At 46.0% G+C, this 25216-nt stretch carries 19 protein-coding genes; 2 read left to right on the top strand and 17 right to left on the bottom strand.

The annotated features are described in order from the left end of the window. The first annotated feature begins 18 nt into the window (after nucleotides 1–18). Nucleotides 19–891, top strand: coding sequence for a LysR family transcriptional regulator (locus tag AACV20_RS03440; RefSeq protein WP_094125844.1), 873 nt, complete (start codon nucleotides 19–21; stop codon nucleotides 889–891). On the opposite strand, the gene AACV20_RS03435 is transcribed toward AACV20_RS03440, so the two are convergent. The 6 genes from AACV20_RS03435 to secA form a co-directional block, all read right to left on the bottom strand. Then, nucleotides 815–1612, bottom strand: coding sequence for a TSUP family transporter (locus AACV20_RS03435; protein WP_170906886.1), 798 nt, complete (start codon nucleotides 1610–1612; stop codon nucleotides 815–817). The genes AACV20_RS03440 and AACV20_RS03435 overlap by 77 nt on opposite strands. 243 nt (nucleotides 1613–1855) lie before the next feature. Beyond that, nucleotides 1856–5086 carry a carbamoyl-phosphate synthase large subunit gene (carB, locus tag AACV20_RS03430; RefSeq protein ID WP_017046523.1) on the bottom strand — a complete coding sequence of 1077 codons (3231 nt, stop codon included), beginning with the start codon at nucleotides 5084–5086 and terminating at the stop codon, nucleotides 1856–1858. Between the two features lie 16 nt (nucleotides 5087–5102). After that, entirely contained in the window at nucleotides 5103–6242 is a 1140-nt protein-coding gene (gene carA / locus AACV20_RS03425) for a glutamine-hydrolyzing carbamoyl-phosphate synthase small subunit (RefSeq protein ID WP_017047461.1), read from the bottom strand. A gap of 482 nt (nucleotides 6243–6724) precedes the next feature. After that, nucleotides 6725–7549 (bottom strand): 4-hydroxy-tetrahydrodipicolinate reductase, encoded by an 825-nt coding sequence (gene dapB, locus AACV20_RS03420; protein ID WP_170906885.1) that lies wholly within the window; start codon nucleotides 7547–7549, stop codon nucleotides 6725–6727. Between the two features lie 89 nt (nucleotides 7550–7638). Then, entirely contained in the window at nucleotides 7639–8037 is a 399-nt protein-coding gene (mutT, locus tag AACV20_RS03415) for an 8-oxo-dGTP diphosphatase MutT (protein WP_129532729.1), read from the bottom strand. 103 nt (nucleotides 8038–8140) lie between these two features. Further along, nucleotides 8141–10867, bottom strand: a complete 2727-nt coding sequence (gene secA, locus AACV20_RS03410) for a preprotein translocase subunit SecA (protein ID WP_013856087.1) — start codon at nucleotides 10865–10867, stop codon at nucleotides 8141–8143. A gap of 324 nt (nucleotides 10868–11191) precedes the next feature. Between secA and AACV20_RS03405 the strand changes: the two genes are divergently transcribed. Then, nucleotides 11192–11647: a DUF721 domain-containing protein gene (locus AACV20_RS03405; protein ID WP_017046518.1), complete on the top strand. Its 456-nt coding sequence runs from the start codon at nucleotides 11192–11194 to the stop codon at nucleotides 11645–11647. Between the two features lie 70 nt (nucleotides 11648–11717). On the opposite strand, the gene lpxC is transcribed toward AACV20_RS03405, so the two are convergent. From lpxC to murE, 11 genes are all read right to left on the bottom strand, one after another. Next, nucleotides 11718–12635: a UDP-3-O-acyl-N-acetylglucosamine deacetylase gene (gene lpxC, locus AACV20_RS03400; protein WP_010317993.1), complete on the bottom strand. Its 918-nt coding sequence runs from the start codon at nucleotides 12633–12635 to the stop codon at nucleotides 11718–11720. A gap of 97 nt (nucleotides 12636–12732) precedes the next feature. After that, nucleotides 12733–13950 (bottom strand): cell division protein FtsZ, encoded by a 1218-nt coding sequence (gene ftsZ / locus AACV20_RS03395; protein ID WP_017042647.1) that lies wholly within the window; start codon nucleotides 13948–13950, stop codon nucleotides 12733–12735. Between the two features lie 30 nt (nucleotides 13951–13980). Then, nucleotides 13981–15243 carry a cell division protein FtsA gene (ftsA, locus tag AACV20_RS03390; protein ID WP_010317995.1) on the bottom strand — a complete coding sequence of 421 codons (1263 nt, stop codon included), beginning with the start codon at nucleotides 15241–15243 and terminating at the stop codon, nucleotides 13981–13983. Then, the gene (locus AACV20_RS03385; RefSeq protein ID WP_088718004.1) at nucleotides 15236–16009 is read right to left on the bottom strand and encodes a cell division protein FtsQ/DivIB; all 774 of its coding nucleotides are present in this window, start codon (nucleotides 16007–16009) and stop codon (nucleotides 15236–15238) included. The genes ftsA and AACV20_RS03385 overlap by 8 nt, the downstream gene beginning before the upstream one ends. 188 nt (nucleotides 16010–16197) lie before the next feature. Then, nucleotides 16198–17658: a UDP-N-acetylmuramate--L-alanine ligase gene (murC, locus tag AACV20_RS03380; RefSeq protein ID WP_088721279.1), complete on the bottom strand. Its 1461-nt coding sequence runs from the start codon at nucleotides 17656–17658 to the stop codon at nucleotides 16198–16200. A 13-nt stretch (nucleotides 17659–17671) separates the two neighbouring features. After that, the gene (gene murG, locus AACV20_RS03375; RefSeq protein WP_170906884.1) at nucleotides 17672–18733 is read right to left on the bottom strand and encodes an undecaprenyldiphospho-muramoylpentapeptide beta-N-acetylglucosaminyltransferase; all 1062 of its coding nucleotides are present in this window, start codon (nucleotides 18731–18733) and stop codon (nucleotides 17672–17674) included. Beyond that, nucleotides 18720–19895, bottom strand: coding sequence for a cell division protein FtsW (ftsW, locus tag AACV20_RS03370; RefSeq protein WP_038148764.1), 1176 nt, complete (start codon nucleotides 19893–19895; stop codon nucleotides 18720–18722). Before ftsW ends, murG begins: the two co-directional genes overlap by 14 nt. 42 nt (nucleotides 19896–19937) lie before the next feature. Next, nucleotides 19938–21275, bottom strand: coding sequence for a UDP-N-acetylmuramoyl-L-alanine--D-glutamate ligase (gene murD / locus AACV20_RS03365; protein WP_371319553.1), 1338 nt, complete (start codon nucleotides 21273–21275; stop codon nucleotides 19938–19940). 15 nt (nucleotides 21276–21290) lie between these two features. After that, a complete protein-coding gene (gene mraY, locus AACV20_RS03360; RefSeq protein ID WP_013856079.1) occupies nucleotides 21291–22373 on the bottom strand; it encodes a phospho-N-acetylmuramoyl-pentapeptide-transferase in 1083 nt (360 codons plus the stop codon). Next, the gene (locus tag AACV20_RS03355) at nucleotides 22370–23728 is read right to left on the bottom strand and encodes a UDP-N-acetylmuramoyl-tripeptide--D-alanyl-D-alanine ligase (protein WP_170906882.1); all 1359 of its coding nucleotides are present in this window, start codon (nucleotides 23726–23728) and stop codon (nucleotides 22370–22372) included. Before AACV20_RS03355 ends, mraY begins: the two co-directional genes overlap by 4 nt. Beyond that, a complete protein-coding gene (murE, locus tag AACV20_RS03350; RefSeq protein ID WP_170906881.1) occupies nucleotides 23725–25212 on the bottom strand; it encodes a UDP-N-acetylmuramoyl-L-alanyl-D-glutamate--2,6-diaminopimelate ligase in 1488 nt (495 codons plus the stop codon). Before murE ends, AACV20_RS03355 begins: the two co-directional genes overlap by 4 nt. Nucleotides 25213–25216 lie beyond the last annotated feature (4 nt).

Genomic DNA, 25216 nt, shown 5'->3' with positions numbered 1-25216 from the left:
TCCTCATCGTCATTAATTATGTTGCTAGAAGGTATCGAAACTTTGCTGGTGCTGAGCAAAGAAAAAACCATGGGGCGTACGGGCAGCCTACTCTACATTAGCCAGTCCGCCGTTAGTAAGCGGATTGCTAATTTAGAAAAAAGGGTCGGTAAAAAGCTGATTGAGCCTGATGGCCGACAGATTAAATTAACCACAGATGCACAGGCCTTGGTTGAAACTATTGGCCCAAGCTTTAGTGAGTTATGCGGTTTAATTTTCGATCAGCAATCTTTTACGGATGCCACACTGATCAGGATAGACTGCTCAGAAACGTTAGTCGCTGGCTATATTAATACCACCATGGGGCAGTACCTCAAGCACGATAAGTTCATCACCATCACCACGAACCATACGCCGAGGATTGTTCAGCACGTTCAATCAGGCAAAGCGACATTAGGATTTTGCGCAGGCTACTTACCCGTTAATCATGGGCTAATGACGTTTCATCTGGTAGATGAACCCTTTTACATTGTCAGCCAAACACCCTTATCTTCGTTACCTAAACAGCTCGTTACCAATGATTTATCCAACCCAGCGAACGCCTATCAAGTCGATATATTGGCGAAACTCGCCATCACGCCGCAGATGGAAATGGATTCGTATACGGCCGCAGCGCAATTGGCATTAGGAGGCATGACGCCTGCTTTAGTACCACTTTCAGTGATTAAAGCGCTGAACATTGAACCTCGCTATTACTTTGATTTTGATGAACTGCAACCTTTGGTTCGGCCTGTTCATCTCTGTCTGCGCAGCAATAGTTATCGCTCGCCAAGGGTCAAAAGATTGATAACAACCATTGCTGATGCTGTTGCCAAAGAAGTTTTATTGCCATCAACATCGACATCACAATAACTAATGGGCGGATCCATTTCTGCCCTTTAGTCACCACTATCTTTGCGCCCATTCTCGCACCTAAAAAACCACCAACGGCCATCACCAGCCCTATCTTCCAAATCGGCAAGCCAGCAATAACAAAAAAAAGCAGCGCAGCAATGTTTGAAGTGAAGTTGAGAACCTTGGTTCTTGCAGTCGCTTCAATCAACGAAAAATGACCAAATACGACAAAACAGACCGTAAAAATAGACCCGGTGCCCGGACCGAAAAAACCATCATAAAAACCGATACCAAAACCGACCGTAAAAGCAAAAGCCGTTTCAGACAATGGAGCAGGCCCATTGTGGGTTTTGGTCGCGGGTGCAAGTAGAAAATAGAGCGAAATACCGATCAGCAACAGCGGGATTAAGCTGGTCAACAAACTGGCATCCATATGCTGCACAAGTTCAGCCCCACACGCAGCGCCGATAAAAGTACAAGCTATCGCCAACTTCATCTCTTTTAGGTTTACAATGCCATTGCGTACAAAATACCAAGTGGCGGAGAAACTGCCAAATGAGCTTTGCAGCTTATTGGTAGCCAGCGCTTGAGTCGGTGGCACGCCTACTGCCAGCAAAGCCGGCAAAGTAAGCAAACCGCCACCGCCAGCCATCGCATCAATGAACCCTGCAATCCCTGCAATCCCTGCAATCCCTGCAACCAAAAACAACAGGCCTAATACTTCCAGTGAAAGTTCCATTTCTTATCAACGCATTGAACAATAAAAACCAACAATAGCACCACTTAAAAGGTGAAAACAGCGAAAACCAAGACAACAACCCATTCCCATTTTTCATTAATTAAAAAGCTATCCTCTAAGCCAAATCTCTTCTTCATTGGTAAAACGATTCAATTCGGCCGAATAAAAAAAGCCCGCTTAATTCAGCGGGCAATGAGGTTGTCATGTAGGTCTTAGACCTACTGATTTATTATTTTTTAACGCTTATGCTAAGTGTGCTTTCACTTGCGCGTGTAACTCTTGCACTGACGTAACTGATGACTTCGCATCGGCCGTATGAGACATACAGGTTGCAAAGGCAGCATTCAGTGTTGTGGTGTAGTTGACTTTTTGTGCTAATGCTCCACGACGAAGAACTTTAGAATCTTCAATCGCTTGACGCCCCTCGGCTGTATTAATGATGTAGGTGTATTCATTATTCTTAATACGGTCAAGAATATGAGGGCGACCTTCATGCACTTTATTCACCAAACGTGGGTTAATACCGGCTTCACCTAAAATTACAGCTGTACCGTGGGTAGCATCAAGCTGATAACCTAATTTCACCAGTTTCGACGCTAAATCAACCACACGCTGTTTATCACCTTCACGTACAGAGAGCAGAGCTCGGCCGCCTTCAGGATAAACATTACCGCAACCTAATTCCGCTTTTGCATAAGCTTCAGCAAACGTTGCACCCACACCCATCACTTCACCCGTTGAACGCATTTCAGGGCCAAGCAGTGGGTCAACACCAGGGAATTTATTAAATGGCAGAACCACTTCTTTCACTGAGTAATAAGGAGGAATGATCTCTTTAGTAAAGCCTTGTGACTCTAGAGACTGCCCTGCCATCACGCGCGCGGCAATTTTGGCAAGCGGTGCGCCCGTTGCTTTTGACACAAACGGTACAGTACGAGCGGCACGAGGGTTAACTTCAATCAGGTAAACTTGATTATCTTTAACCGCAAACTGTGTGTTCATCAAACCACGAACGCCTAATTCAAACGCCAGCTTCTCAACTTGTTCACGCATCACATCTTGGATTTCTTGGCTTAACGTGTAAGCCGGTAGAGAGCAAGCTGAGTCACCAGAGTGAACACCCGCTTGTTCGATGTGCTCCATGATGCCGCCAATGACGACACGCTCACCATCACAAATCGCATCGATATCGACTTCAATTGCATCATCGAGGAAGCGATCAAGCAGTACTGGTGATTCGTTCGACACACTGACGGCTTCGTTAAAGTAACGACGCAGATCTTGTTCGTCATAGACGATTTCCATCGCGCGGCCACCAAGAACGTAAGACGGGCGTACCACCAGCGGGAAGCCGATGTCTTTCGATTTTTCAATCGCCTGTTCCATTGTGGTCACTGTTGCGTTTTCTGGCTGCAGCAGACCTAAACGATCAACCGCTTGTTGGAAACGCTCACGATCTTCGGCGCGGTCAATCGCATCTGGGCTAGTACCAATGATAGGCACTCCAGCGGCTTCAAGTGCACGAGCCAATTTCAGTGGTGTTTGACCACCGTATTGCACGATGACGCCTTTAGGTTTTTCAACACGAACAATCGCCAATACATCTTCGAGTGTCACTGGTTCAAAATAGAGGCGATCGGAGGTGTCATAATCTGTTGAAACAGTTTCAGGGTTACAGTTAACCATGATGGTTTCATAACCATCTTCGCGTAGCGCGAGTGAGGCGTGAACACAACAGTAATCAAATTCGATACCTTGACCAATACGGTTTGGACCACCGCCGAGCACCATGATTTTGTCTCTATCGGTCGGTTGTGCTTCACATTCGTCATCATAAGAGGAGTACATGTAAGCCGTATCAGACGAAAACTCCGCCGCACAAGTATCGACACGCTTGTAAACCGGATGAATATTATATTGGTCACGCATACGACGAATTTCACTTTCAGCCACGCCAAGCAGTGAAGAGAGACGCGCATCCGCAAAACCTTTGCGCTTCATCTTGCGTAGAACATCCGCATTTAAGCCAGCAAAACCGCCCGCTTTGACTTCTTGTTCCATTTTGACCAGTTCTTCGATTTGTACCAAGAACCAGCGATCAACGTTAGTCAGGTTAAAGACCCCATCCACAGACAAACCAGCGCGGAAAGCATCTGCGATATACCAAATACGCTCAGCACCCGCTTCTTTCAGCTCATGGCGAATTTTAGTCAGTGCATCTGGCGCGTCTAAATCAACCATTTCGTCTAGGCCGTTTACGCCAATTTCCAGCCCACGCAGTGCTTTTTGCAGCGATTCTTGTTGATTACGACCAATCGCCATCACTTCGCCCACCGACTTCATTTGCGTGGTTAAGCGATCGTTAGCACCGGCAAATTTTTCGAAGTTAAAGCGAGGGATTTTCGTCACAACATAATCAATAGTTGGCTCAAACGACGCTGGGGTTGCACCACCAGTAATGTCGTTCATTAACTCATCAAGTGTGAAACCTACCGCCAATTTGGCTGCAACTTTGGCAATAGGGAAGCCCGTCGCTTTCGATGCAAGAGCCGAAGAGCGAGAAACACGTGGGTTCATCTCGATGATCACCATGCGGCCATCTTTCGGGTTGATACCAAACTGTACGTTCGAACCACCCGTTTCCACACCGATTTCACGCAGTACGGCTAGCGATGCGTTACGCATGATCTGATATTCTTTGTCAGTTAGCGTTTGCGCAGGAGCTACCGTGATCGAGTCACCCGTGTGAATACCCATTGGGTCAAAGTTTTCAATCGCACAGACTATGATGCAGTTGTCCGCTTTATCGCGAACCACTTCCATTTCGTACTCTTTCCAACCGATGAGTGATTCATCAATCAACAACTCGTTGGTTGGCGAAAGATCAAGGCCACGGCGGCAAATCTCTTCAAACTCTTCTTTGTTGTAAGCGATACCGCCGCCGGTTCCACCCATGGTAAATGAAGGGCGAATAATGCAAGGGAAGCCCACCATCTCTTGAACGCGGTAAGCTTCTTCCATCGTTTTTGCCGTATCAGCGCGAGGACAAGCTAAGCCGATTGACTTCATCGCTTTATCAAAGCGAGAACGATCTTCCGCTTTATCAATCGCATCAGCCGTTGCGCCAATCATCTCAACGCCAAACTCAGCCAGAACACCATGCTTTTCCAGTTCAAGTGCACAGTTCAATGCAGTTTGGCCACCCATGGTCGGTAATACCGCGTCTGGGCGCTCTTTTTCGATGATTTTACGCACTACTTCCCAATGGATAGGCTCAATATAAGTCGCATCGGCCATCTCTGGGTCAGTCATGATAGTGGCAGGGTTCGAGTTGACCAAAATCACTCGGTAACCCTCTTCACGCAGGGCTTTACATGCTTGAGCGCCAGAGTAGTCAAACTCACAAGCCTGACCGATTACAATCGGGCCAGCACCTAGAATTAGAATACTTTTAATGTCAGTACGTTTTGGCATTGTCTACTACTCCGAATTACGCTGTGTGCTTTTTAATTAGTTCAATAAAATGGTCAAACAAAGGGGCGGCATCGTGCGGGCCAGGACTCGCTTCAGGGTGTCCCTGAAAGCTAAAGGCTGGCTTATCGGTGCGGTGAATTCCTTGTAGTGAACCATCAAATAGCGATTTGTGCGTTGCACGAAGTGTGATAGGCAGCGTTGCCTCATCAGCAGCAAAACCGTGGTTTTGTGCCGTAATCATCACCACATTACGATCCAAATCTTTCACTGGATGGTTCGCGCCATGGTGGCCAAATTTCATTTTTACTGTTTTTGCACCAGACGCCAATGCCAAAATTTGATGTCCTAAACAGATACCAAAAATAGGCAGTCCTTTCTCTAAGAACACTTTGGTTGCTTCAATCGCATAAGTACATGGTTCTGGGTCGCCAGGGCCATTTGATAAAAAGACACCATCAGGTTTCAGCGCTAGAACTTCTTCTGCCGAGGTTTGTGCTGGTACCACAGTTAGGCGGCATCCTCGGTCAACCAACATACGGAGGATATTGCGCTTTGCACCGAAATCGTAGGCAACAACGTGATAGGGCAACTCGCTGTCATCTTTCGCTTCAGGAAGTCCACCTTCGAGCGTCCACGAACCTTGTTTCCATTGGTACGCTTCTTTTGTTGTAACTTCTTTCGCAAGATCCATTCCTTTTAAACCGGGGAACTCTTTGGCTTTTACCAGCGCCAATGCTTCATCTAAATGGTCACCTGCCATAATGCAGCCATTCTGAGCTCCTTTTTCACGCAAAATGCGCGTTAGCTTGCGCGTGTCGATATCGGCAATGCCCACAATATTTTGTGATTTAAGGTAGTCAGAAAGGGAAAGTTCATTACGGAAGTTAGAAGCGATAAGAGGGAGATCGCGAATCACAAGGCCTTGTGCATGGATAGAAGAGGATTCTTCGTCTTCGGAATTGGTTCCGGTATTGCCTATGTGGGGGTAAGTAAGAGTAACGATTTGTTGAGAATAGGAAGGATCAGTGAGGATTTCTTGGTACCCCGTCATCGAGGTATTAAAGACGACTTCACCAACGGATATTCCATCAGCGCCAATGGATACACCGTGGAACACCGTCCCATCTTCTAGGACTAACAGTGCTGACTTACTCAAGACAACCTCCAGAATAAAAATGCAAAAAATATAAATTAAACTGCAAATCCGTCTTCCTTAAGGCCATAGAGTCGCGCCATAGGGTGATTTAGACAAATTGGCGGTATTCTAATGACCACTATGATTACTGTCAACATTTCATAATAAATTAAGGCAACATTTAAAGCGTTAGAGATAAAAAGCGAACCTAAGACAGTAAAAAAATAGGTTTGATGAGTAAAAAAATGAGAATGGAGGAATTAGAATCAGCAAACTGAAACTCTTTGATGCATTTTAAACAATCAACGATAAACAAAATCACGCAAACGTTAATCAAGCAGAGAATAAGTGCAATTTCAGAGATCTAAAACAAAAAGAAAGCAATACCAACTAAAAATACAACAAAAGTAAGTCAGTAAAGTGAAAATAAAGAGAGATAATTAAATCGGTAAAAAGAGGTGTAACAAAGATGCGCCAGCAAACACTGACGCATAATTATGTAATCAAAGATCGTTCAAACCTAACACATCAGCCATGCTATAAAAACCGGCAGGTTTATCAGCAAGCCAAACCGCCGCTCTCACTGCACCGTTGGCAAAAGTCATGCGATCCGTCGCTTTATGGGTAATTTCTACACGTTCGCCAATATCCGCGAACATCGCGGTATGCTCACCCACGATATCGCCGGCACGAATCGTAGCAAAACCAATCTCATTTTTAGTACGCTCACCGGTAATACCTTCTCGCGCATAGACAGCAACGTCACTCAGTTGGTTACCCATGGCATGAGCAATCGCCTCTCCCATACCAATTGCGGTTCCTGACGGAGCATCCACTTTATGACGATGGTGGGCTTCAATGATCTCGATATCACAGTAATCGCCCATCACTCTAGCCGCTTTTTCAAGCAGCTTGAAAACAAGGTTAACCCCAACGCTGTAGTTAGGAGCCATGACAATCGCAACCTGCTGTGCGGCAGCATTGATTTGTGCTTTTTCAGCATCAGAAAAGCCCGTTGTGCCAATCACTAGCTTCTTACCGTGTTTTTTGCATAACTCAATATTGGCTAAGGTGCTCACAGGAGCTGTAAAATCAATGATGACATCGAAGTTCTCTACGGCATTTTCTAGGTTATCCACCAAGGCGATATCAAATCGCCCTTCACCGCATAACTCACCGATATCAACACCAACCAACGAGGACTCAGGACGCTCTGAGCCCGCACCCACTCGAGCATGGTTATTTTGATAAGTGGCTTTCACCAAATTGCGGCCCATTCGACCCGCCGCTCCTGCAATCGCAATTCTCACCATTGCGTTATTCTCCATTGTGACGACATCAGCTTAAGCTTGCATCGTTTCTCTTCGTTCAAGGTGTTTCTGTAAACTATCAACATTTGCTTGTGGTGGCTAGCGACTTAGGCAAACTCTTTCATGACGCGCTCGACGATGGGCGCATTGGCTTCAGGAAATGAATAGTTTGCCAACTCAGAAACCGCTACCCATTCTCCTTGCTGCCCTTCTTTACCATACGGCTGATGATCAAATTGTGTCACGCAAATAAAATCAAAAGTTAAGGACTTGTCTGAATAGTCAAACTCAAGGTATTGGTAAGGAGATTGCTCAGTAACATGAATACCAATCTCTTCATCTAGCTCGCGGCAAATGGCTTGTTCAATCGTTTCTCCCGCTTCAACTTTGCCGCCAGGGAACTCCCAAAAACCGCCTTTGTGAAGATGATCTGGTCGTTTGGTAATGTAAATTTCTGATTTATCGCTATTGAAGATAATAGCCGCAACAATATGAACACGTTTCATAAAGACTCCGATTCGCCGACTTCCCAACCTAGAAAATAAAGATGAGAAATATTGAGTTAAAAAAAGAGTCGCCTAAGCGACTCTTGGGTGATCATCCAAGGGATCAGTTGATCTGTCCGTGGCACTGTTTGTACTTTTTACCGCTACCACAAGGGCAAGGCTCATTACGACCAACTTTACGCTCTTCACGAACCATAGGCTGGTGCCCTTGATCTTCAGAAGCTTCATCTGCAACCGAACTGTCGGCACTTTGGTGCTGGAACTGTTGGCGACGCGCGGCTTCTTCCGCTTGCGCTTGACGCTGTGCTTCCATACGTTCAACTTCTTCTTGCTGTTGTACGCGCACCTTCGACAAGATAGTAATCACATCGGTTTTTAAAGAATTCAATAGTTCTTCAAACAGCTCAAATGACTCACGCTTGTACTCTTGTTTTGGGTTTTTCTGCGCGTAGCCACGTAGGTGGATGCCTTGGCGCAAATGATCCATCGCCGCTAGATGCTCTTTCCACAAGGTATCCAGAGTTTGTAGCATGACCGATTTTTCAAAATTACGCAGAACAGAAGCCCCAACTGCTTTCTCTTTTTCACGATACACACTAACCGCTTGTTCAAGAATACGTTCGCGCAGCGCTTCTTCGTACAATTTATCATCAGCATCTAGCCATTGCTGTAATGGCAGCTCTAAATCAAAATCGTTTTTCAAACGATCTTCCAATCCTTTAACATCCCACATATCCTCAAGTGATTGTGGCGGAATGTATTCGTCAATAACGGAAGTCAGAACATCTTGACGATTCTGCTCAATCATTTCGCTGATATCGTCTGCTTCCATGAGCTCATCACGCAGCTCATAAACTACTTTACGTTGATCGTTAGCAACATCATCGTATTCAAGAAGCTGTTTACGAATATCAAAGTTACGTCCTTCGACTTTACGTTGCGCTTTTTCAATCGAGCGAGAAAGCATCTTACTTTCGATCGCTTCACCTTCATCCATACCACTTTGGATAAGGCTTGCCATACGATCTGAGGTGAAGATACGCAGCAGTGAATCTTCCATCGATAGATAAAAACGTGAAGAACCCGCATCCCCTTGACGACCAGAACGACCACGTAACTGGTTATCGATACGACGAGATTCGTGGCGTTCAGTACCAATAATGTGCAGACCACCAGCGGCTAACACTTGGTTATGAACCTCTTTCCACTTCGCTTTGATCTCATCGATCTGTTCTTGTGTTGGATTCTCTAGCTGCTCAATTTGTGCCTGCCAGCTGCCGCCCAATACAATATCAGTACCACGACCAGCCATGTTAGTCGCAATCGTCACCGCGCCCGGAATACCCGCTTGCGCTACAATTTCTGCTTCTTTTTCATGGAATTTCGCGTTAAGCACGTTATGTTTCACTTTAGCTTGCTTCAACGCATTAGAAAGTAGTTCAGATTTCTCAATCGAAACCGTACCGACTAGCGTTGGCTGACCTTTCGCAACACGCGCTTTGATGTCTTCAATGATCGCCGCAAATTTTTCAGCTTCAGTGCGATACACCACATCAGGCATATCATCACGAACCATAGGTTTATTGGTTGGTATCACCACGGTTTCCAAACCGTAAATCGATTGGAATTCGAACGCTTCGGTATCGGCAGTGCCCGTCATACCAGAAAGTTTTTCGTATAAACGGAAATAGTTTTGGAAGGTGATCGACGCAAGAGTCTGGTTCTCGTTTTGGATTTTAACACCTTCTTTCGCCTCGACAGCTTGGTGTAAACCTTCAGACCAACGACGACCTGGCATAGTGCGGCCAGTGTGCTCATCAACGATGACCACTTCGCCCTCTTCTGTCACGATGTAATCAACGTTTTTCTCAAATAACACATGCGCACGCAATGCGGCATTGACGTGGTGAAGTAAGCTAATGTTCGTGGGTGAATAAAGAGTATCGCCCTCTTCCATCAAACCATTTTTCACCATCAACTCTTCAACAAATTCTTGACCCGTTTCAGTCAAATGAACTTGTTTTGATTTTTCGTCAACCGTGTAGTGACCATCACCACGATACTCTTCAGAATCTTCTTTATCTTGCTTTTGCAGAAGTGGAATGAGGGTATTAATGCGGATGTACAACTCAGAACTATCTTCTGCAGGACCCGAGATGATCAACGGCGTTCGCGCTTCATCAATAAGAATCGAGTCTACTTCATCGACTACGGCAAAGAAACGTTCACGCTGTACACGATCTTCTTTACGGAAAGCCATGTTGTCGCGTAAGTAATCGAAACCAAACTCGTTATTGGTCCCGTAAAGAATATCGGCTTGATAAGAAAGTTTTTTCTCTTGTGGTGGCATATTGGGTACGTTAATACCGACCGTCATGCCTAAAAACTCAAACAGTGGGCGGTTTGTTTCTGCGTCACGTTTAGCAAGATAATCGTTGACAGTAACAATGTGCACGCCTTTGCCAGGCAAGGCATTGAGATACGCAGGTAAAGTCGCGGTTAACGTTTTACCTTCACCAGTGCGCATTTCTGCGATTTGACCCGCGTTGAGAACCATACCGCCGATCAACTGTACGTCGAAGTGACGCATACCATATACGCGCTTGGACGCTTCACGCACGGTGGCAAATGCTTCAGGAAGTAATTGGTCTAAGGTTTCACCTTGCTCTAAACGTTGACGAAACTCAACCGTTTTGGCTTTTAATTCTTCATCAGTTAGTGCTTCAAAAGTAGGCTCGTAGCTGTTGATCTCTTTGACAATTTTTTTAAGGCGGCGCAGCGTTCTGTCATTGCGACTGCCAATAACCTTTGTCAGTAGCTTAGTTATCATGTGTCAGGAATCTCTCTTTATTAGATCGTTTTCGATCTACTCTTAATGCCGTCAGTCTCTACCAGTTTTGAACTAAGGATACTGAGATAAATCATGTATCACAGATATTGTGACGGTGAGGTTTATTTTCAAGGTATTAAATAATTATGTAACGCATAGTGTAAGGAATTTTTGCGGCAACAACCAATAGCAAAACTATTTGTTTGAAGCACACTTAATATTTTTACGCTTTTTGAGCACTGTTTAAGCAATAAAATGGATTTATTACTATACGCATCATAGGCACCACAATAGAATTGAATTGCAACTTAAGAGGGAGACACTATGCGCGATCACCGTCCCACGTTAACGAAAGAGCTGATCAGCGATTCATCTCTAAAGAAAATACAGCAACATGCCACCGAGATCCTCGCTTTAAATAAAGTGCTCAATAAGTTGCTTCCTAAAGGAACGGCCGATCATGTCCGAGCCGCTAATGTGCGCGGTGGTCACTTAATCGTTGAAGTGGCCAGTGCATCAATAAAAATGAAGCTTGATTATGACCGATTACACATTTTGAATCAGTTACGCAACCAAGGATTTGCCAAATTGATCAGCATTGAGCTCAAGATAAACCCAGCGCTCTATCGTAATCGTGGTATGAAAGAAGAAAAAGAAACGGTCGCTCGCCCACCACTATCTGAAAATACGGCCCAGGCATTACTGATGGTGGCGAGTAGCGCTTCCCCTAAAGTCAAAAAACGTTTGGAAAATTTGGCGAAATTGGCTAGGCCCAAATAAGCGTCATCAATGAATTAGTACAAATAAAAAAGCCAGACAACTGTCTGGCCTTTTTATTTAAAAATTGCGATTAAGCGAGAACCATATTTGGTTCAGCAAACGCCACTGGAGAGCCAACTTCTTCTTCAAAAGTAGCCCATTCCCACGCCTCTTGGTCGGCTAAGACCGCACGCAGTAGCTGGTTATTTAAACCATGGCCTGATTTATAAGCACGGAACTCACCCACAATGGAGTGACCACACATGTACAAGTCACCAATGGCATCCAATACTTTATGAGTGACAAACTCATTGGCAAAACGCAAACCTTCTTCATTAAGAATACGGTATTCATCTAATACGATGGCGCAATCAAAGCTACCACCTAAACAGAGGTTTTGCGATTGTAGGTACTCAATGTCACGCATGAAACCAAAAGTACGAGCTCTTGAAATTTCTTTGACGAAACCTTGCGAGGAAAAATCAAACACCATGCGTTGTTCATCAGAATCGATAGCAGGATGTTGAAAGTCAATCTCAAAATCCATACGAAAACCGTTATGGGGTACAAGTTCCGCCCACTTATCACCATCTTCAAATCGAACTGGTTTCTTAATTCTAATAAAACGTTTTGGTGTATTCAGCGTTTGAATGCCCGCTTGTTGTAGCAAGTAAACAAATGGGCTAGCACTACCATCCATAATAGGAATTTCAGGTGCGTCAACTTCGATGATAACGTTGTCGATTCCCATGCCCGCTAATGCTGCATTTAAGTGCTCAACAGTAGAGATACGAATACCTTCATCGTTGACCAAAGCAGTACATAGCATGGTATCGCGAACAGATTCAGGATCCGCAGGGAAGTCTACTGGAGGATTGACATCAGTACGGCGGTAAATGATCCCAGTGTTTGCAGCAGCAGGGCGAAGCGTTAATGTGACTTTACGACCAGAGTGTAAGCCCACCCCAGTTGTTTTCACTATTTCTTTCAGAGTTCGTTGTCTGATCATCTACTTGCCTCTATGTCAGTGCGACAAAACACGGTCGGTAAAGCACCGACCGCGAATGCTACCATAATTTTGAACAGTGTCAAATTATGTCTAATTGTTAATCAGCCTGACGACGTAAAAATGCTGGGATATCAAGATATCCATTTTCCTTATCTGCTTTCGGTGCCGTATTTTGGCTTGCACCGGAAGAAGATGAAACAGTTGACGACGATGCTGATTGCGGTTTCACTTCTGCTCTTTCTTGCAAAGGCTGTGCCGTTTTTTCTTCGATTTTCGCTGCTTGCTGAACCATTTGTGGTTGAACTGCTGGTGCGACTTTGGCTTTACCGCCTGCAACTAAAGTAATGTCTGGCTTTTTCTCATTGCCAATACCCGTTGCAACGACAGTCACGCGAATTTCGTCTGCCATATCAGGATCTAACGAAGTACCGATGACAACTGTCGCATTGTCAGACGCAAACGCCTTAACAGTATTACCGACGGTTTCGAATTCGTCTAGTCGCATATCCAAACCAGCAGTAATATTGACCAACACGCCACGAGCGCCTGCAAGATCAATATCTTCCAAAAGAGGGCTAGAAATTGCCATCTCTGCCGCTTCTTCAGCACGATCTTCGCCGCGAGCTACTCCACTACCCATCATCGCGTGGCCCATTTCTGACATCACAGTACGTACGTCAGCAAAGTCCACGTTAATCATGCCTGGGCGTGTAATTAGCTCTGCAATACCTTGCACTGCATTTTTAAGTACATCATTCGCACTCGCAAATGCTTCAAGTAAGGTAATACCACGACCTAACACTTTCAGTAGTTTTTCATTAGGAATGGTAATCAAAGAGTCAACGTGTTTTGACAACTCTTCAATACCTTGCTCAGCAAATGCCAAACGTTTTTTTCCTTCAAAACTGAAAGGTTTCGTGACAACCGCTACGGTTAAGATACCCAGTTCTTTGGCAACTTCTGCAATAACAGGAGCAGCACCTGTACCTGTACCACCGCCCATACCAGCTGCGATAAACACCATATCGGCACCCATCAGAACTTCTTTAATTCTTTCTCTGTCTTCTAGAGCTGCATCACGTCCAACTTGCGGGTTTGCACCAGCACCCAAACCTTTAGTGATATCACCACCAATTTGAATGACGCTACTTACGCTTGTTTTACGAAGTGCTTGCGCATCGGTATTGACACTGATGAATTCCACGCCTTCGATGGACTCACGCACCATGTGTTCAACAGCGTTACCACCACCACCACCAACTCCAACGACTTTAATTACAGCATCGTCAGACATTTCCATCATCGGTTCAAACATGTGTTATCTCCGTTTTCCCTGCAACTCAGGTTAAAACTCTTTTTGTATCCAGTTACGCAAACGACCAATTAAGCTCGACATGGATTGGCGTTTCGGTTCGCTGTATTCCGTGTCGTCATTAATTTGGCTCTCTTTCGCATAATGAAGTAAACCAACCGCCGTAGAATGATACGGCTCTTTTACGTAATCTGTAAGGCCACTCACCTCTAAAGGCTTGCCTACGCGAACTTGATTGCGGAAAACGCGTTCCGCACACTCAACCAAACCTTCAATTTGCGCAGCGCCGCCAGTTAAAACAACACCAGCCGCTAAATGGTGTTTAATACCATTTTTGCGCAATTTGTCTTGGACAGTATCTATAGTTTGGTTAACTAATCCCATTAATTCAGTGTAGCGAGGTTCAATCACTTCCGACAAGGTTTGTCTTTGCAAACTTCGCGAAGGTCTTCCTCCTACACTTGGGACGTTAACGGTATCATCTTTGCTCACCAATTCACTCAGCGCACAGCCATATTTTACTTTAATCTCTTCAGCATCACTGACTGGTGTGCCAAATGCAAAAGCAATATCACTGGTTACTGCGTTTCCTGCATAAGAAAACACTTCAGTATGTCGTAACGCACCACCGGTCCAGATAGCAACATCCATAGTGCCTGCGCCTATATCAATCACGCACACGCCTAACTCTCGCTCATCTTCCGTAATAACTGCATTACTTGCCGCTAAACCAGAGTAAACCAGTTGTTCAACTTTTAAACCACAGCGTTCTACCGCTTTGATAATATTTCTCGCCATATCATTATGACAAGAAATAAGATGCACGCTCACTTCCATGCGCACACCTGATAAACCAAGCGGGTTTTTAATTCCCTCTTGGTAATCAATCGTAAATTCTTGAGGAATGACATGCAATATTCTTTGCTCTTCCCCAATTTTTATTGATTTGGCGGTATGAATCGCTCGATCCATATCTTCTTGAGAAACTTCTTCATCCGAAATAGTTCCCATGCCTTTTTCAATACGGCTCGCAATATGTCGCCCAGATAGAGAGAGAAACACATTACTAATTTGGCATTCCGCCATTAATTCTGCTTGGTCAACCGCTCTTTGGACAGACTTAACGACCGATTCAAGATCGTTAACTCCCCCTTTATCCATCCCACGGGATGGGCTCGTACCAGCGCCAATAATATTAATTTGACCGTCAGGCAGTATTTCACCGACTAAAGCTGACACGGTGGCAGTGCCTATATCAAGACCAACAATAATGTTGTCATCAGCGGTCTTAGTCATTTTTACTCTCTTGTGCTTCTTGTTCAGGAAACCAACCTACTGCGGCTCCTGTATCATATCTAAGATCGATATAGCTAACTTGTTCAGCTTTATTACCTAAATTCTTATACAGCGAAATAAAACGTGCAACTCGCTCATCTAGTGATTCTTTACCTAACTCTAAGCGAATGCCATTATCTAAAATTATTTGCCACGCTCGACGATCGTTGAGTAACAGTGACGATATATTTAAGTTTAATGATTGAAACTTAGGGTTCGTTTTATTCCAAACATCCAGTACTTCGTGACTGGTTCCTTGCGGGCCATAAAGTTTCACTCTATCGCCGTTCAATTGACCAATATCACCATTAAATACCGTGCCATATCCGTCTAACAAAGCGTTGCCATTCCAAATCGCTACCGCTCTATACTCTGTCAGAAACACTTTTATTGTGTCAGGCCATTGTTTACGAATCGATGCATGGGCCACCCACGGGATGACCTGTACACTCGATTGAAGTACGTTAATATCTTGCGACATGAAAGTACCGATATGATCCAACTGAGCAAAAGCGCGCTGCACATCTAGCGAAGATACGTATTGCAAGTCACCTTGTAGAACAATTTTTGAAAGCGGTAGCCTCTGTTCGTCCCACATCCAACTGAGTGTTGAATAAATGAGTGAACTTATCAGCAACAACACCACAAATAAAAAAATAGCGCCAGCGGCGTGATCTTTTATGAGTGGCGAACGGGACACAGCTCGGCTTTCATCGAACACATTCATTAACAAAGCCTGATGTTCCTGTTTCTAAATCGCAATCGCATGCCCTATTTGGTTCACAATAGAGGTAAAAGCACTGACTTTAACCTCCGGATTATACTGAGGTCGCTGAAAGTATCAAACATTGAAAGTAATAAATCTGGACTGGATACCATGTTATTCAATATTGATACACAAATAAGCCATTTAAATTAAACCTGTTGCATTTTACTGATATTCAGTTCGAGTCCCGCTAAATGTTTCGCTACCTTGCCGATATCCCCAGCACCTTGCGTCAGCACGAGGTCACCATCTTGTAATACATTAGCCAGAATCGAAGGCAGTATGGTACTGTCGGGAACAAAAATAGGATCGATTTTACCGCGACTGCGTATCGTTCGGCACAACGCTCGACCATCGGCTCCCGCAATCGGCTTTTCTCCTGCTGCATAGACATCGAGCATGATCAGCACATCGACTTGCTCCAGTACATTAGCAAAATCATCATACAGATCGCGAGTTCGACTGTAGCGATGGGGTTGGAAAATCATCACTAGCCGTTTTTCTTGCCAACCACTACGCGCCGCCTTAATAGTCACGCCCACCTCGGTCGGATGATGACCATAATCATCAACGAGCATCGCAACCCCATTGCCCGTATCAAACTCGCCCAGATGATCAAAACGACGTCCCGTACCTTGGGTGCTAGCCATCGCTTTTAAAATCGCTTCATCGCTGATGTCGTCTTCCGTTGCCACTGCAATAGCCGCGGAGGCATTAAGCGCATTATGACGACCTGGAATATTAAGCGTGATATCCAAATTGGCTCGTCCCTGTCTGACGACCGTAAACTGGCCTTGTTGCCCCTGCTGATGGTAATTCTCAATCCTGACATCTGCATCATCGGCAAAACCGTAGGTGATCACTTGACGGCTGATACGTGGGATGATTTCACGCACAACAGGATCATCAATACATAATATCGCCTGACCATAAAATGGCAGGTTGTGTAAGAAATCGATGAAGGTCTGTTTGAGCGTTTCAAAATCACCGCCATACGTATCCATGTGATCAGCTTCGATGTTAGTCACGATACTAACCATAGGCTGAAGATGAAGGAATGAAGCATCACTTTCGTCAGCTTCAGCAATCAAAATCCGACTTGAACCCAAACGCGCATTGGTGCCAGCGCTTTTGACTAACCCGCCATTAACAAACGTGGGATCTAAACCAGCCTCAGAATAAATTTGCGTAACCAATGCCGTAGTCGTTGTTTTACCATGCGTACCAGCCACCGCAATGCCATGACGAAAACGCATTAATTCCGCCAACATTTCTGCACGACGAACAATAGGAATGCGTTGCTCACGCGCCGCTTTCAGTTCAGGATTTAGCTCATCGATTGCAGTAGAGACTACCACCACGCTGGCGAGTTCAATATTAGTGGCTTGATGACCGATATAAATGATAGCCCCTTTACTTGCCAATCTTTCAGTCACAGGGTTGGAAGCGAGATCAGAGCCGGTAATTTGGTAGCCTTCATTGAGCAATACTTCTGCAATTCCGCTCATTCCCGCCCCACCAATACCGACAAAGTGAATACACTTGACGCGGCGCATCTCTGGCACCATGGCACGGATTTGAGCTAAATCTTGAGTATGTTTAATGGTCATGAAAAATTTCTCGTTATTGGGTAAGTGCGATGATAGCGTCAGCAACGACTTTATCAGCATCCAGTTGTGCGGCTGCACGCGCTTGTTGCGCCATCAACAGCAGATCATGACGCTCAAGAGAAGCAATCTCTTGCGCTAGTTTTTCTACTGTGAGCTGCGGCTGTTCAATCATTTTGGCCGCACCACAAGCGACTAAGTGATCCGCGTTAAGCGCTTGCTGTCGGTCTTTATGCATAAAAGGGATAAATATAGCGCCAACACCGGCCGCTGCCACTTCAGAAACCGTTAATGCTCCCGAGCGGCACACCAGTAAATCAGCCCACGCATAAGCGCCAGCCACATCCTCAATGAACTCGGTAACGTGTGCATTTTTGATCTGAAGCGCGCGATAAGCTTGCTCAACCGACTGTTGATTATTCTTGCCTGCTTGATGGCAAACTTGGTAATCATCGCCAAGCACAGCTAGTACGTCAGGCAAAGTTCGGTTCAGAATCTGCGCACCTTGGCTGCCGCCCATCACGAGAATGCGGATCGGTTCATTTCGCTCAGCAAAGCGCACTTGCGGTGCGGGTAATGTAGCGACATCTTGACGTACAGGGTTACCTACGACTTGCGCCTCAGTAAAGGCACCGGGGAAGGCTTGAAATACGCGTTTGGCAATTTTCGAAAGCCAACGGTTGGTTAACCCTGCTACGGCATTTTGCTCGTGAAGCACAACGGGAATTCCCATAGACCACGCTGCCACGCCACCAGGGCCACTGACGTATCCGCCCATGCCGAGCACCGCATCAGGTTGCCACTGCTTCAAATAACGACGCGCTTGAAAAATCGCGTTCACAATTTGAAAAGGCGCTTTCAGCAAACACCCTATGCCTTGACCACGTAAACCTTTGACCTGAATAAAGTCGATCTCAATACCATGTTTAGGCACTAATTCTGCTTCCATCCGATCCGCAGTCCCTAGCCAGCGGATCTCCCAACCTTGCTGTTGGAGCTGTTTAGCCACAGCTAGGCCGGGAAAAACATGTCCCCCCGTGCCACCAGCCATAACCATTAAACGTTTATTGTTTATCATTGGATTCTTTTTCTATAGACACTCGATTGCGATCTTTGAGTCGACATTCATGATCAATTCTCAATAAGATCGACACCGCAACCGACATAATAATTAAGCTTGAACCGCCGTAACTGATCAAGGGCAGCGTTAGGCCCTTAGTCGGCACCATACCCGCTGCAGCACCCACATTGACGAGTGTTTGAAATGCAAACCAAATTCCAATACCAAAGGCCAAATAACCACCAAATTGCTGATCATGCTCAAAGGCTTTTTTACCGATAAACACCGCTTTAAGCACCAGACTAAAAATCAGCAGTAGAACCAGTACAACGCCAACAAAACCGAGCTCTTCAGCCAGCACTGCAAATACGAAATCAGTGTGCGCTTCAGGTAAGTACTCTAGCTTTTGAATCGAGTTACCAAGCCCTTGACCAAACCACTCTCCACGACCAAAGGCCATCAAAGATTGAGTCAATTGATAACCGCTGCCAAACGGGTCTTCCCACGGGTCAAGAAATGAAGTCACACGGCGAATACGGTAAGGCTCTGCCGCAATCAGTGCGATTACCGCAACAATTCCAGCCACCATGAGCGCAATAAATTGTGACAGTTTGGCCCCAGCAATAAACAGCATACCAAACAGAGTCACAAGCATCACAACCACGGTTCCCAAATCTGGCTGACCAAGTAGCAAGATAGCCAAGGTTCCAAACACCATAATCGGTTTCATAAAACCACCAAAAAAGGTTTGCCTCACTTCATCTTGTTTACGAACTAAGTAACCAGCCATGAAAATAAACAGTGACAGTTTCGCGACCTCTGCTGGTTGCAGGTTAAATAACCCCAAAGGGATCCAACGCGATGCACCATTGACCGATTTGCCCGCGAGCAAAACCACAATCAGCAGCATAAAAGAGACGCCAAGTAGCACCGAGCTGTATTGCATCCAACGTTTCATTGGCACTTGCAACACCACACTTGATGTTACGATGGCCAGCATCAAGAAAATGGCGTGACGAAACATAAAGTGAAACGGTTGATCCGTTAAACGCGAACTGATAGGAAACGAAGCCGATGTCACCATCACAAGCCCAGTCAGCATCAAACCTAAAGCAATCCATACCAATTGACGATCAAACAAGGCTTCAGGCGCTTGGCTCTGAAACCATTGACGAGTCATTTTGATGAGGCTTGAAAAGGACAAAATGCAATTTCCTGTTGATTAAGCGTAACGCTGTGCAAGCTCGGCAAAGGCGTCACCTCTGGACATAAAGTTTTTAAACTGATCAAAACTGGCACAAGCAGGCGAAAGCATCACCATATCACCACGACGCAGCTGCGGTTTGATCGATACGATAATCTCTTCCATCGATGAATAGAACTGAGCCGATGGATGCAGTGGCATGAATTGCCCACCGTCAACGCCAAAACAGCACAGTTTTACGTTCAATGTTTTTAGTATCGGTGCTAATGGCGAGAAATCAGCGCCCTTGCCAACGCCCCCCACAAGCAGATACAAAGTCCCTTGGCAATTTAACCCCGACAACGCCGCTTGAGTGCTTGCGACATTGGTCGCTTTCGAGTCATTGACCCATTTTACGCCGTGATTATCAGCAACAACCTGACAACGATGTGTCAGCCCGCGGTAAGATTTCAATGCATCAAGCGCAGATGAGTAATCAACACCCGCCAAATCGAGCAGTGCGAGCACAGTGAGCACGTTAGCACTATTGTGTCGTCCCACTAAGCTGAGTTCTTCGCTTGCTAACAATGGCGTGCCTTTCGCCACTAAGAACGATTTGCCATCAATCATTTGCGTGCAATAGTCCGCGTCATGTTCAACGGAAAAACGTGCGATGTGACCTGAAAATGAGGGAGGTTCCGTCTGGCTATCATCGGCGTTCACGACCGCCGCTTGCGCATACTTAAAAATGCGCAATTTAGCTTGGCGATACGATTCCATACCATCGTAGCGATCCATATGATCTTCTGTCAGATTGAGAAAGGCAGCAGAGACGAGTTTTAAACTTGAGGTCGTTTCTAGCTGGAAGCTTGAGAGCTCCAGCACATAAAGATCGGCCTCTTGCTGAAGTAGATCTAAAGCAGGCACACCAATATTGCCGCCAACGGCAACCTTAACCCCAGCAGCTTTAGCAAGTACTCCGGTTAAATCCGTCACTGTGCTCTTGCCGTTGGCTCCTGTGATAGCGATAACAGGCTTATCCACCTGCCAAGCAAAGAGCTCAATATCGCCCACCACGGGAATATGTCGTGCTAACGCCTGTTGAATCTCTGGCGTAGCTAAAGCAATACCCGGATTAGTAACAATCAGGTCAGCGTCAAATAGCCAAGCTTGGTTCCAGCCACCACAATGTAGCTCAACTTGCGAGCTTAAATGCTCTCGACCTGGCGGGTTTTCCCGCGTGTCGATCACCTTAATCATGAGCGAGCGATCTAAGCTCAAAAGGTAGTTAACCACCGAGAGGCCCGTCATACCTAGCCCCACGACCACCACATTATTAACAGTTTGCCAACGATCCATCTTCATTCCATTCAACACCGTTTTGCTCTATCACTAGCGCACTTTTAGTGTAGCCAAACCCACTAACACCAACACAATTGAGATAATCCAAAAACGGACGATCACGCGTGGTTCTGGCCAACCTTTCAATTCATAGTGGTGATGGATAGGGGCCATCCGGAAAATACGTTGACCACGCAATTTGTAGGAACCGACTTGTAAAATCACCGACAAGGTTTCCATCACAAACACGCCGCCCATGATCACTAACACAAACTCTTGACGAACCAACACCGCAATTGTACCGAGTGCACCGCCTAAAGCGAGTGAACCCACATCGCCCATAAAGACTTGCGCAGGATAAGTGTTGAACCACAGAAAACCTAAACCGGCCCCCACAATTGCAGTACACACCACCACCAACTCTGAGGCATAAGGAACATAAGGAATATGCAGATAACTGGCGAAATTGACGTTCCCAGTTGCCCATGCAATCACAGCAAAACCGGCAGCAACCAAAACAGTCGGCATGATGGCTAAACCGTCCAGACCATCGGTTAAGTTCACCGCGTTACTGGTTCCGACGATGACAAAATAGGTCAGCACAATGTAGAGCAAGCCCAGTTGCGGCATCACATCTTTAAAGAAAGGCACCACAAGCTGAGTAGCTGCGGTATCGTTGCCATGTGCATAGAGAGCAAACGCCACTATCAACGCAATGGCCGACTGCCAAAAGTATTTCCAGCGCGCGATCAATCCATCACTGTTTTTACGCACCACTTTGCGATAATCATCCACAAAACCGACGACGCCATAACCAAGCAGCACCGCGAGTACAGCCCACACGTAAGGGTTTGAGAGATCTGTCCACAGCAGTACGGTAGTAATGATAGAGGCGAGGATCATAACACCGCCCATGGTTGGCGTACCGCGCTTACTAAAATGTGATTCTGGACCATCGTTACGCACCACTTGACCAATTTGCAGTAGTTGCAAACGTTTAATCAAACGCGGCCCCATCCATAACGACAGAGCAAGTGCGGTTAAAATACTGACGATGGCCCGAAATGAGAGATATTCGAACAGACGAAAAAAAGAGAAGTATGGCTGGAGTAGATCCGCGAGCCAAATAATCATGAGTATTTCTCCTTGAGAGCAGCCACAATTTTACTCATACCCGCACTGTTTGCACCTTTGACAAGTAAGGTATGAGACTCTTGATCGAATTGTGATAATTGCTGCTCGATATAAGCAATCATGTCCGCATGGCTTTCAAAATGAAGGCCATGGCATAGGTCACTGATCACTTTTGCATCGCGACCGTAAGTAAGGACATAGTCAAACTGGAATGGTGCAGCATGTTCACCGACTTGACGATGAAGTGCAAGGCTTTCATCGCCCAACTCAGCCATATTACCTAAAATTAACCAACGCCTTGCAGAGAAAGTGTTAAGTAGATCAACCGCCGCTTTCATTGCTGGAACACTGGCATTGTAACTGTCATCAATCAGTTTCACAGTCGTGCTCAATTGGGTGACATCAACACGCCCTTTCACCTGAGCTAGATTCGCAAGTCCGTACTGCACCTCTTCAAGATTCGCACCCAACTCAATGGCTAATGCCGCCGCCGCCAAGGCATTGGAAACGTTATGTTCACCCACAATATTGAGCCCAATATCAATATGACCGACGGGTGTGATCATTTCAAACTGGGCTTCACCTTGTTCATTAAGCCTAATACTACGGGCGTAAAAATCTGCCATTTGACGGCTGGAAAAGGTTTTAACGGTTTTGTCCGCTAAAATAGCGCTCCACCGCTCACCACCGTGGCTTTCTAAATTAATAATGGCTGTCGCACCTGAAGCAAGGCCTTGATAAATTTCACCTTTCGCCTGTTTTACGCCCTCAATTGAGCCAAAACCTTCCAGATGCGCCGCGGCAACATTGTTCACCAATGCGACATCCGGCTTCACTAAAGAGGTGGTATAAGCAATTTCACCAATATGGTTCGCCCCTAACTCAATCACCGCATACGCATCATTAAGACCAGAGCGAAGCAGAGTGAGCGGCACGCCGATATCATTATTAAAATTGCCGGCAGTAAAGAGCACGCGGCCTTTGGCTGATAAAATATTTGCCACCATCTCTTTGACTGTGGTTTTACCGCAACTGCCTGTAATCGCAGCGGTCGGTGTTTGACACTGTTGATGAACCCAAGCACCAAGCTGGCCTAACGCCAGTTTGGTGTCGGTGACCACCAGTTGAGGAACCGAAACCGCCAAAGGGCGCTGAACCAATAACGCCTTTGCACCAGACGCAACCGCTTGTGCAGCAAACTCATGAGCATCAAATTTATCACCGACCAAGGCAACAAAGAGCGCACCGGGTTTGATTTGACGCGTGTCGGTCGAGACCTCAGACACGGTGACATCACAACCAACCAATTGTGCATGCAAAACGTGCGTCAATTGCTGTAAAGAGACTTCTATCATGCACTTATCTCCAGTAAGGTTTGCGCCGTTTCGCGATCCGAATAGTGAATAGTTTGATGGGCCATCACTTGATAATCTTCATGCCCTTTACCTGCCAATAAAATGATGTCTTGCTGATCAGCATGTTGCAGGGCGTATTGCACGGCAGCGTAACGATTGTGTTCAACGTGTGCGCGACTTGCAAACTCAAGCCCTGCCACCATATCTTGTACAATGTCTGCCGGTTTTTCGCTACGAGGGTTATCGTCGGCCAAAATGATCTTATCGGCGCAGCGCTCTGCAATTTCGGCCATCATCGGACGTTTGCCTTTATCACGGTCGCCACCACAACCAAAAATCGCCCATAGCTGACCTTGGCAATGAACGCGAAGTGCCAACAGTGCTTTTTCCAAAGCATCAGGCGTGTGTGCATAATCGACGACGATCTTCGCACGATTTGGCGCTTGAAAGAGCTCCATTCGCCCTAAGACTGGCTGCAGTTGAGAGGCCGTTGTCATCAAGGCTTGTTTATCAAAACCTAAAGTCAGCATAGTGGCAAACGCGAGTAGAAGATTGCTGGCGTTAAATTCGCCAATCAACGGCACGCTCAATTCACCTTGACCATAGTAGCCGTCGAAGGTTAATGAAATACCATTATCACTGTAAGAGACCGAGCTCGCCCACAGCGCTTTAGCGCATTGCGGTTGCTGCTTTAAAGAGACGGCAATCGGTGCTTTCAGCTGTGCTAACCAACTCGCACCCACCGCATCGTCGGCATTAATGACAGCGTGTTGGCAGTGATGAGCGGTAAATAAGGAGAGCTTTGCTTTGGCGTACTCTTCCATGGTGCCATGATAATCGAGATGATCGCGACTTAAGTTAGAAAACACGCCCACAGCAAACTTCAATGCTTGAACTCGCCCTTGAACTAATCCGTGCGAAGAGACTTCCAGAGCGGTATAGCGAGCGCCCTGCTGCGCTAATTGATAGAGTGTTTCTTGGACCTCAATGGCATTACCTGTGGTATTGGCGGCAGGCTGTAAATGGTTAAGAAAACCATTCCCCGTCGTACCCAGCACCGCCGCTTTCTCGCCCAACAAGTCAATCCACTGCGCAATTAATTGAGTAATGGTGGTTTTACCGTTGGTTCCCGTAACCCCAATCAACGTGTTAGTCTTCGAACGATAAAGCCGCGATGCCAGTTGAGATAGATGTTGGTTTAGATCAGCAAGGTAAATCACTAACACGCCATTGACGGTAGTCATACTGCCATGCGGATGCTGCCCACACGCTTGAGCCAATACCAGATTCGCCCCAGCTTGAGTGGCGTTATCAATAAACTGCCTTCCGTCGATGGCATGGCCGACCACTGCAATAAAGGTATCATTGGGTGATATTTTACGGCTATCGAGCACTAAACGAGTCACCGACAACGTTGAAATAGAATGGCCATCGAGGTCAAGCCAAGGGGCGATGAGATCTTGTAAACACATACTCGGCGTCATTGTG

The organism is Vibrio sp. B4-6, from assembly GCF_963888245.1.
In the GTDB taxonomy this organism is placed as follows: domain Bacteria; phylum Pseudomonadota; class Gammaproteobacteria; order Enterobacterales; family Vibrionaceae; genus Vibrio; species Vibrio anguillarum.
This window is presented reverse-complemented; position numbering and strand designations above follow the sequence as displayed.

Coding starts and splice junctions, on each gene's coding strand:
- AACV20_RS03440 (WP_094125844.1), top strand. CDS start 19: ATGTTGCTAGAAGGTATCGAAACTTTGCTGGTGCTGAGCAAAGAAAAA.
- AACV20_RS03435 (WP_170906886.1), bottom strand. CDS start 1,612: ATGGAACTTTCACTGGAAGTATTAGGCCTGTTGTTTTTGGTTGCAGGG.
- carB (WP_017046523.1), bottom strand. CDS start 5,086: ATGCCAAAACGTACTGACATTAAAAGTATTCTAATTCTAGGTGCTGGC.
- dapB (WP_170906885.1), bottom strand. CDS start 7,549: ATGGAGAATAACGCAATGGTGAGAATTGCGATTGCAGGAGCGGCGGGT.
- mutT (WP_129532729.1), bottom strand. CDS start 8,037: ATGAAACGTGTTCATATTGTTGCGGCTATTATCTTCAATAGCGATAAA.
- secA (WP_013856087.1), bottom strand. CDS start 10,867: ATGATAACTAAGCTACTGACAAAGGTTATTGGCAGTCGCAATGACAGA.
- AACV20_RS03405 (WP_017046518.1), top strand. CDS start 11,192: ATGCGCGATCACCGTCCCACGTTAACGAAAGAGCTGATCAGCGATTCA.
- lpxC (WP_010317993.1), bottom strand. CDS start 12,635: ATGATCAGACAACGAACTCTGAAAGAAATAGTGAAAACAACTGGGGTG.
- ftsZ (WP_017042647.1), bottom strand. CDS start 13,950: ATGTTTGAACCGATGATGGAAATGTCTGACGATGCTGTAATTAAAGTC.
- ftsA (WP_010317995.1), bottom strand. CDS start 15,243: ATGACTAAGACCGCTGATGACAACATTATTGTTGGTCTTGATATAGGC.
- AACV20_RS03385 (WP_088718004.1), bottom strand. CDS start 16,009: ATGAATGTGTTCGATGAAAGCCGAGCTGTGTCCCGTTCGCCACTCATA.
- murC (WP_088721279.1), bottom strand. CDS start 17,658: ATGACCATTAAACATACTCAAGATTTAGCTCAAATCCGTGCCATGGTG.
- murG (WP_170906884.1), bottom strand. CDS start 18,733: ATGATAAACAATAAACGTTTAATGGTTATGGCTGGTGGCACGGGGGGA.
- ftsW (WP_038148764.1), bottom strand. CDS start 19,895: ATGACTCGTCAATGGTTTCAGAGCCAAGCGCCTGAAGCCTTGTTTGAT.
- mraY (WP_013856079.1), bottom strand. CDS start 22,373: ATGATTATTTGGCTCGCGGATCTACTCCAGCCATACTTCTCTTTTTTT.
- AACV20_RS03355 (WP_170906882.1), bottom strand. CDS start 23,728: ATGATAGAAGTCTCTTTACAGCAATTGACGCACGTTTTGCATGCACAA.
- murE (WP_170906881.1), bottom strand. CDS start 25,212: ATGACGCCGAGTATGTGTTTACAAGATCTCATCGCCCCTTGGCTTGAC.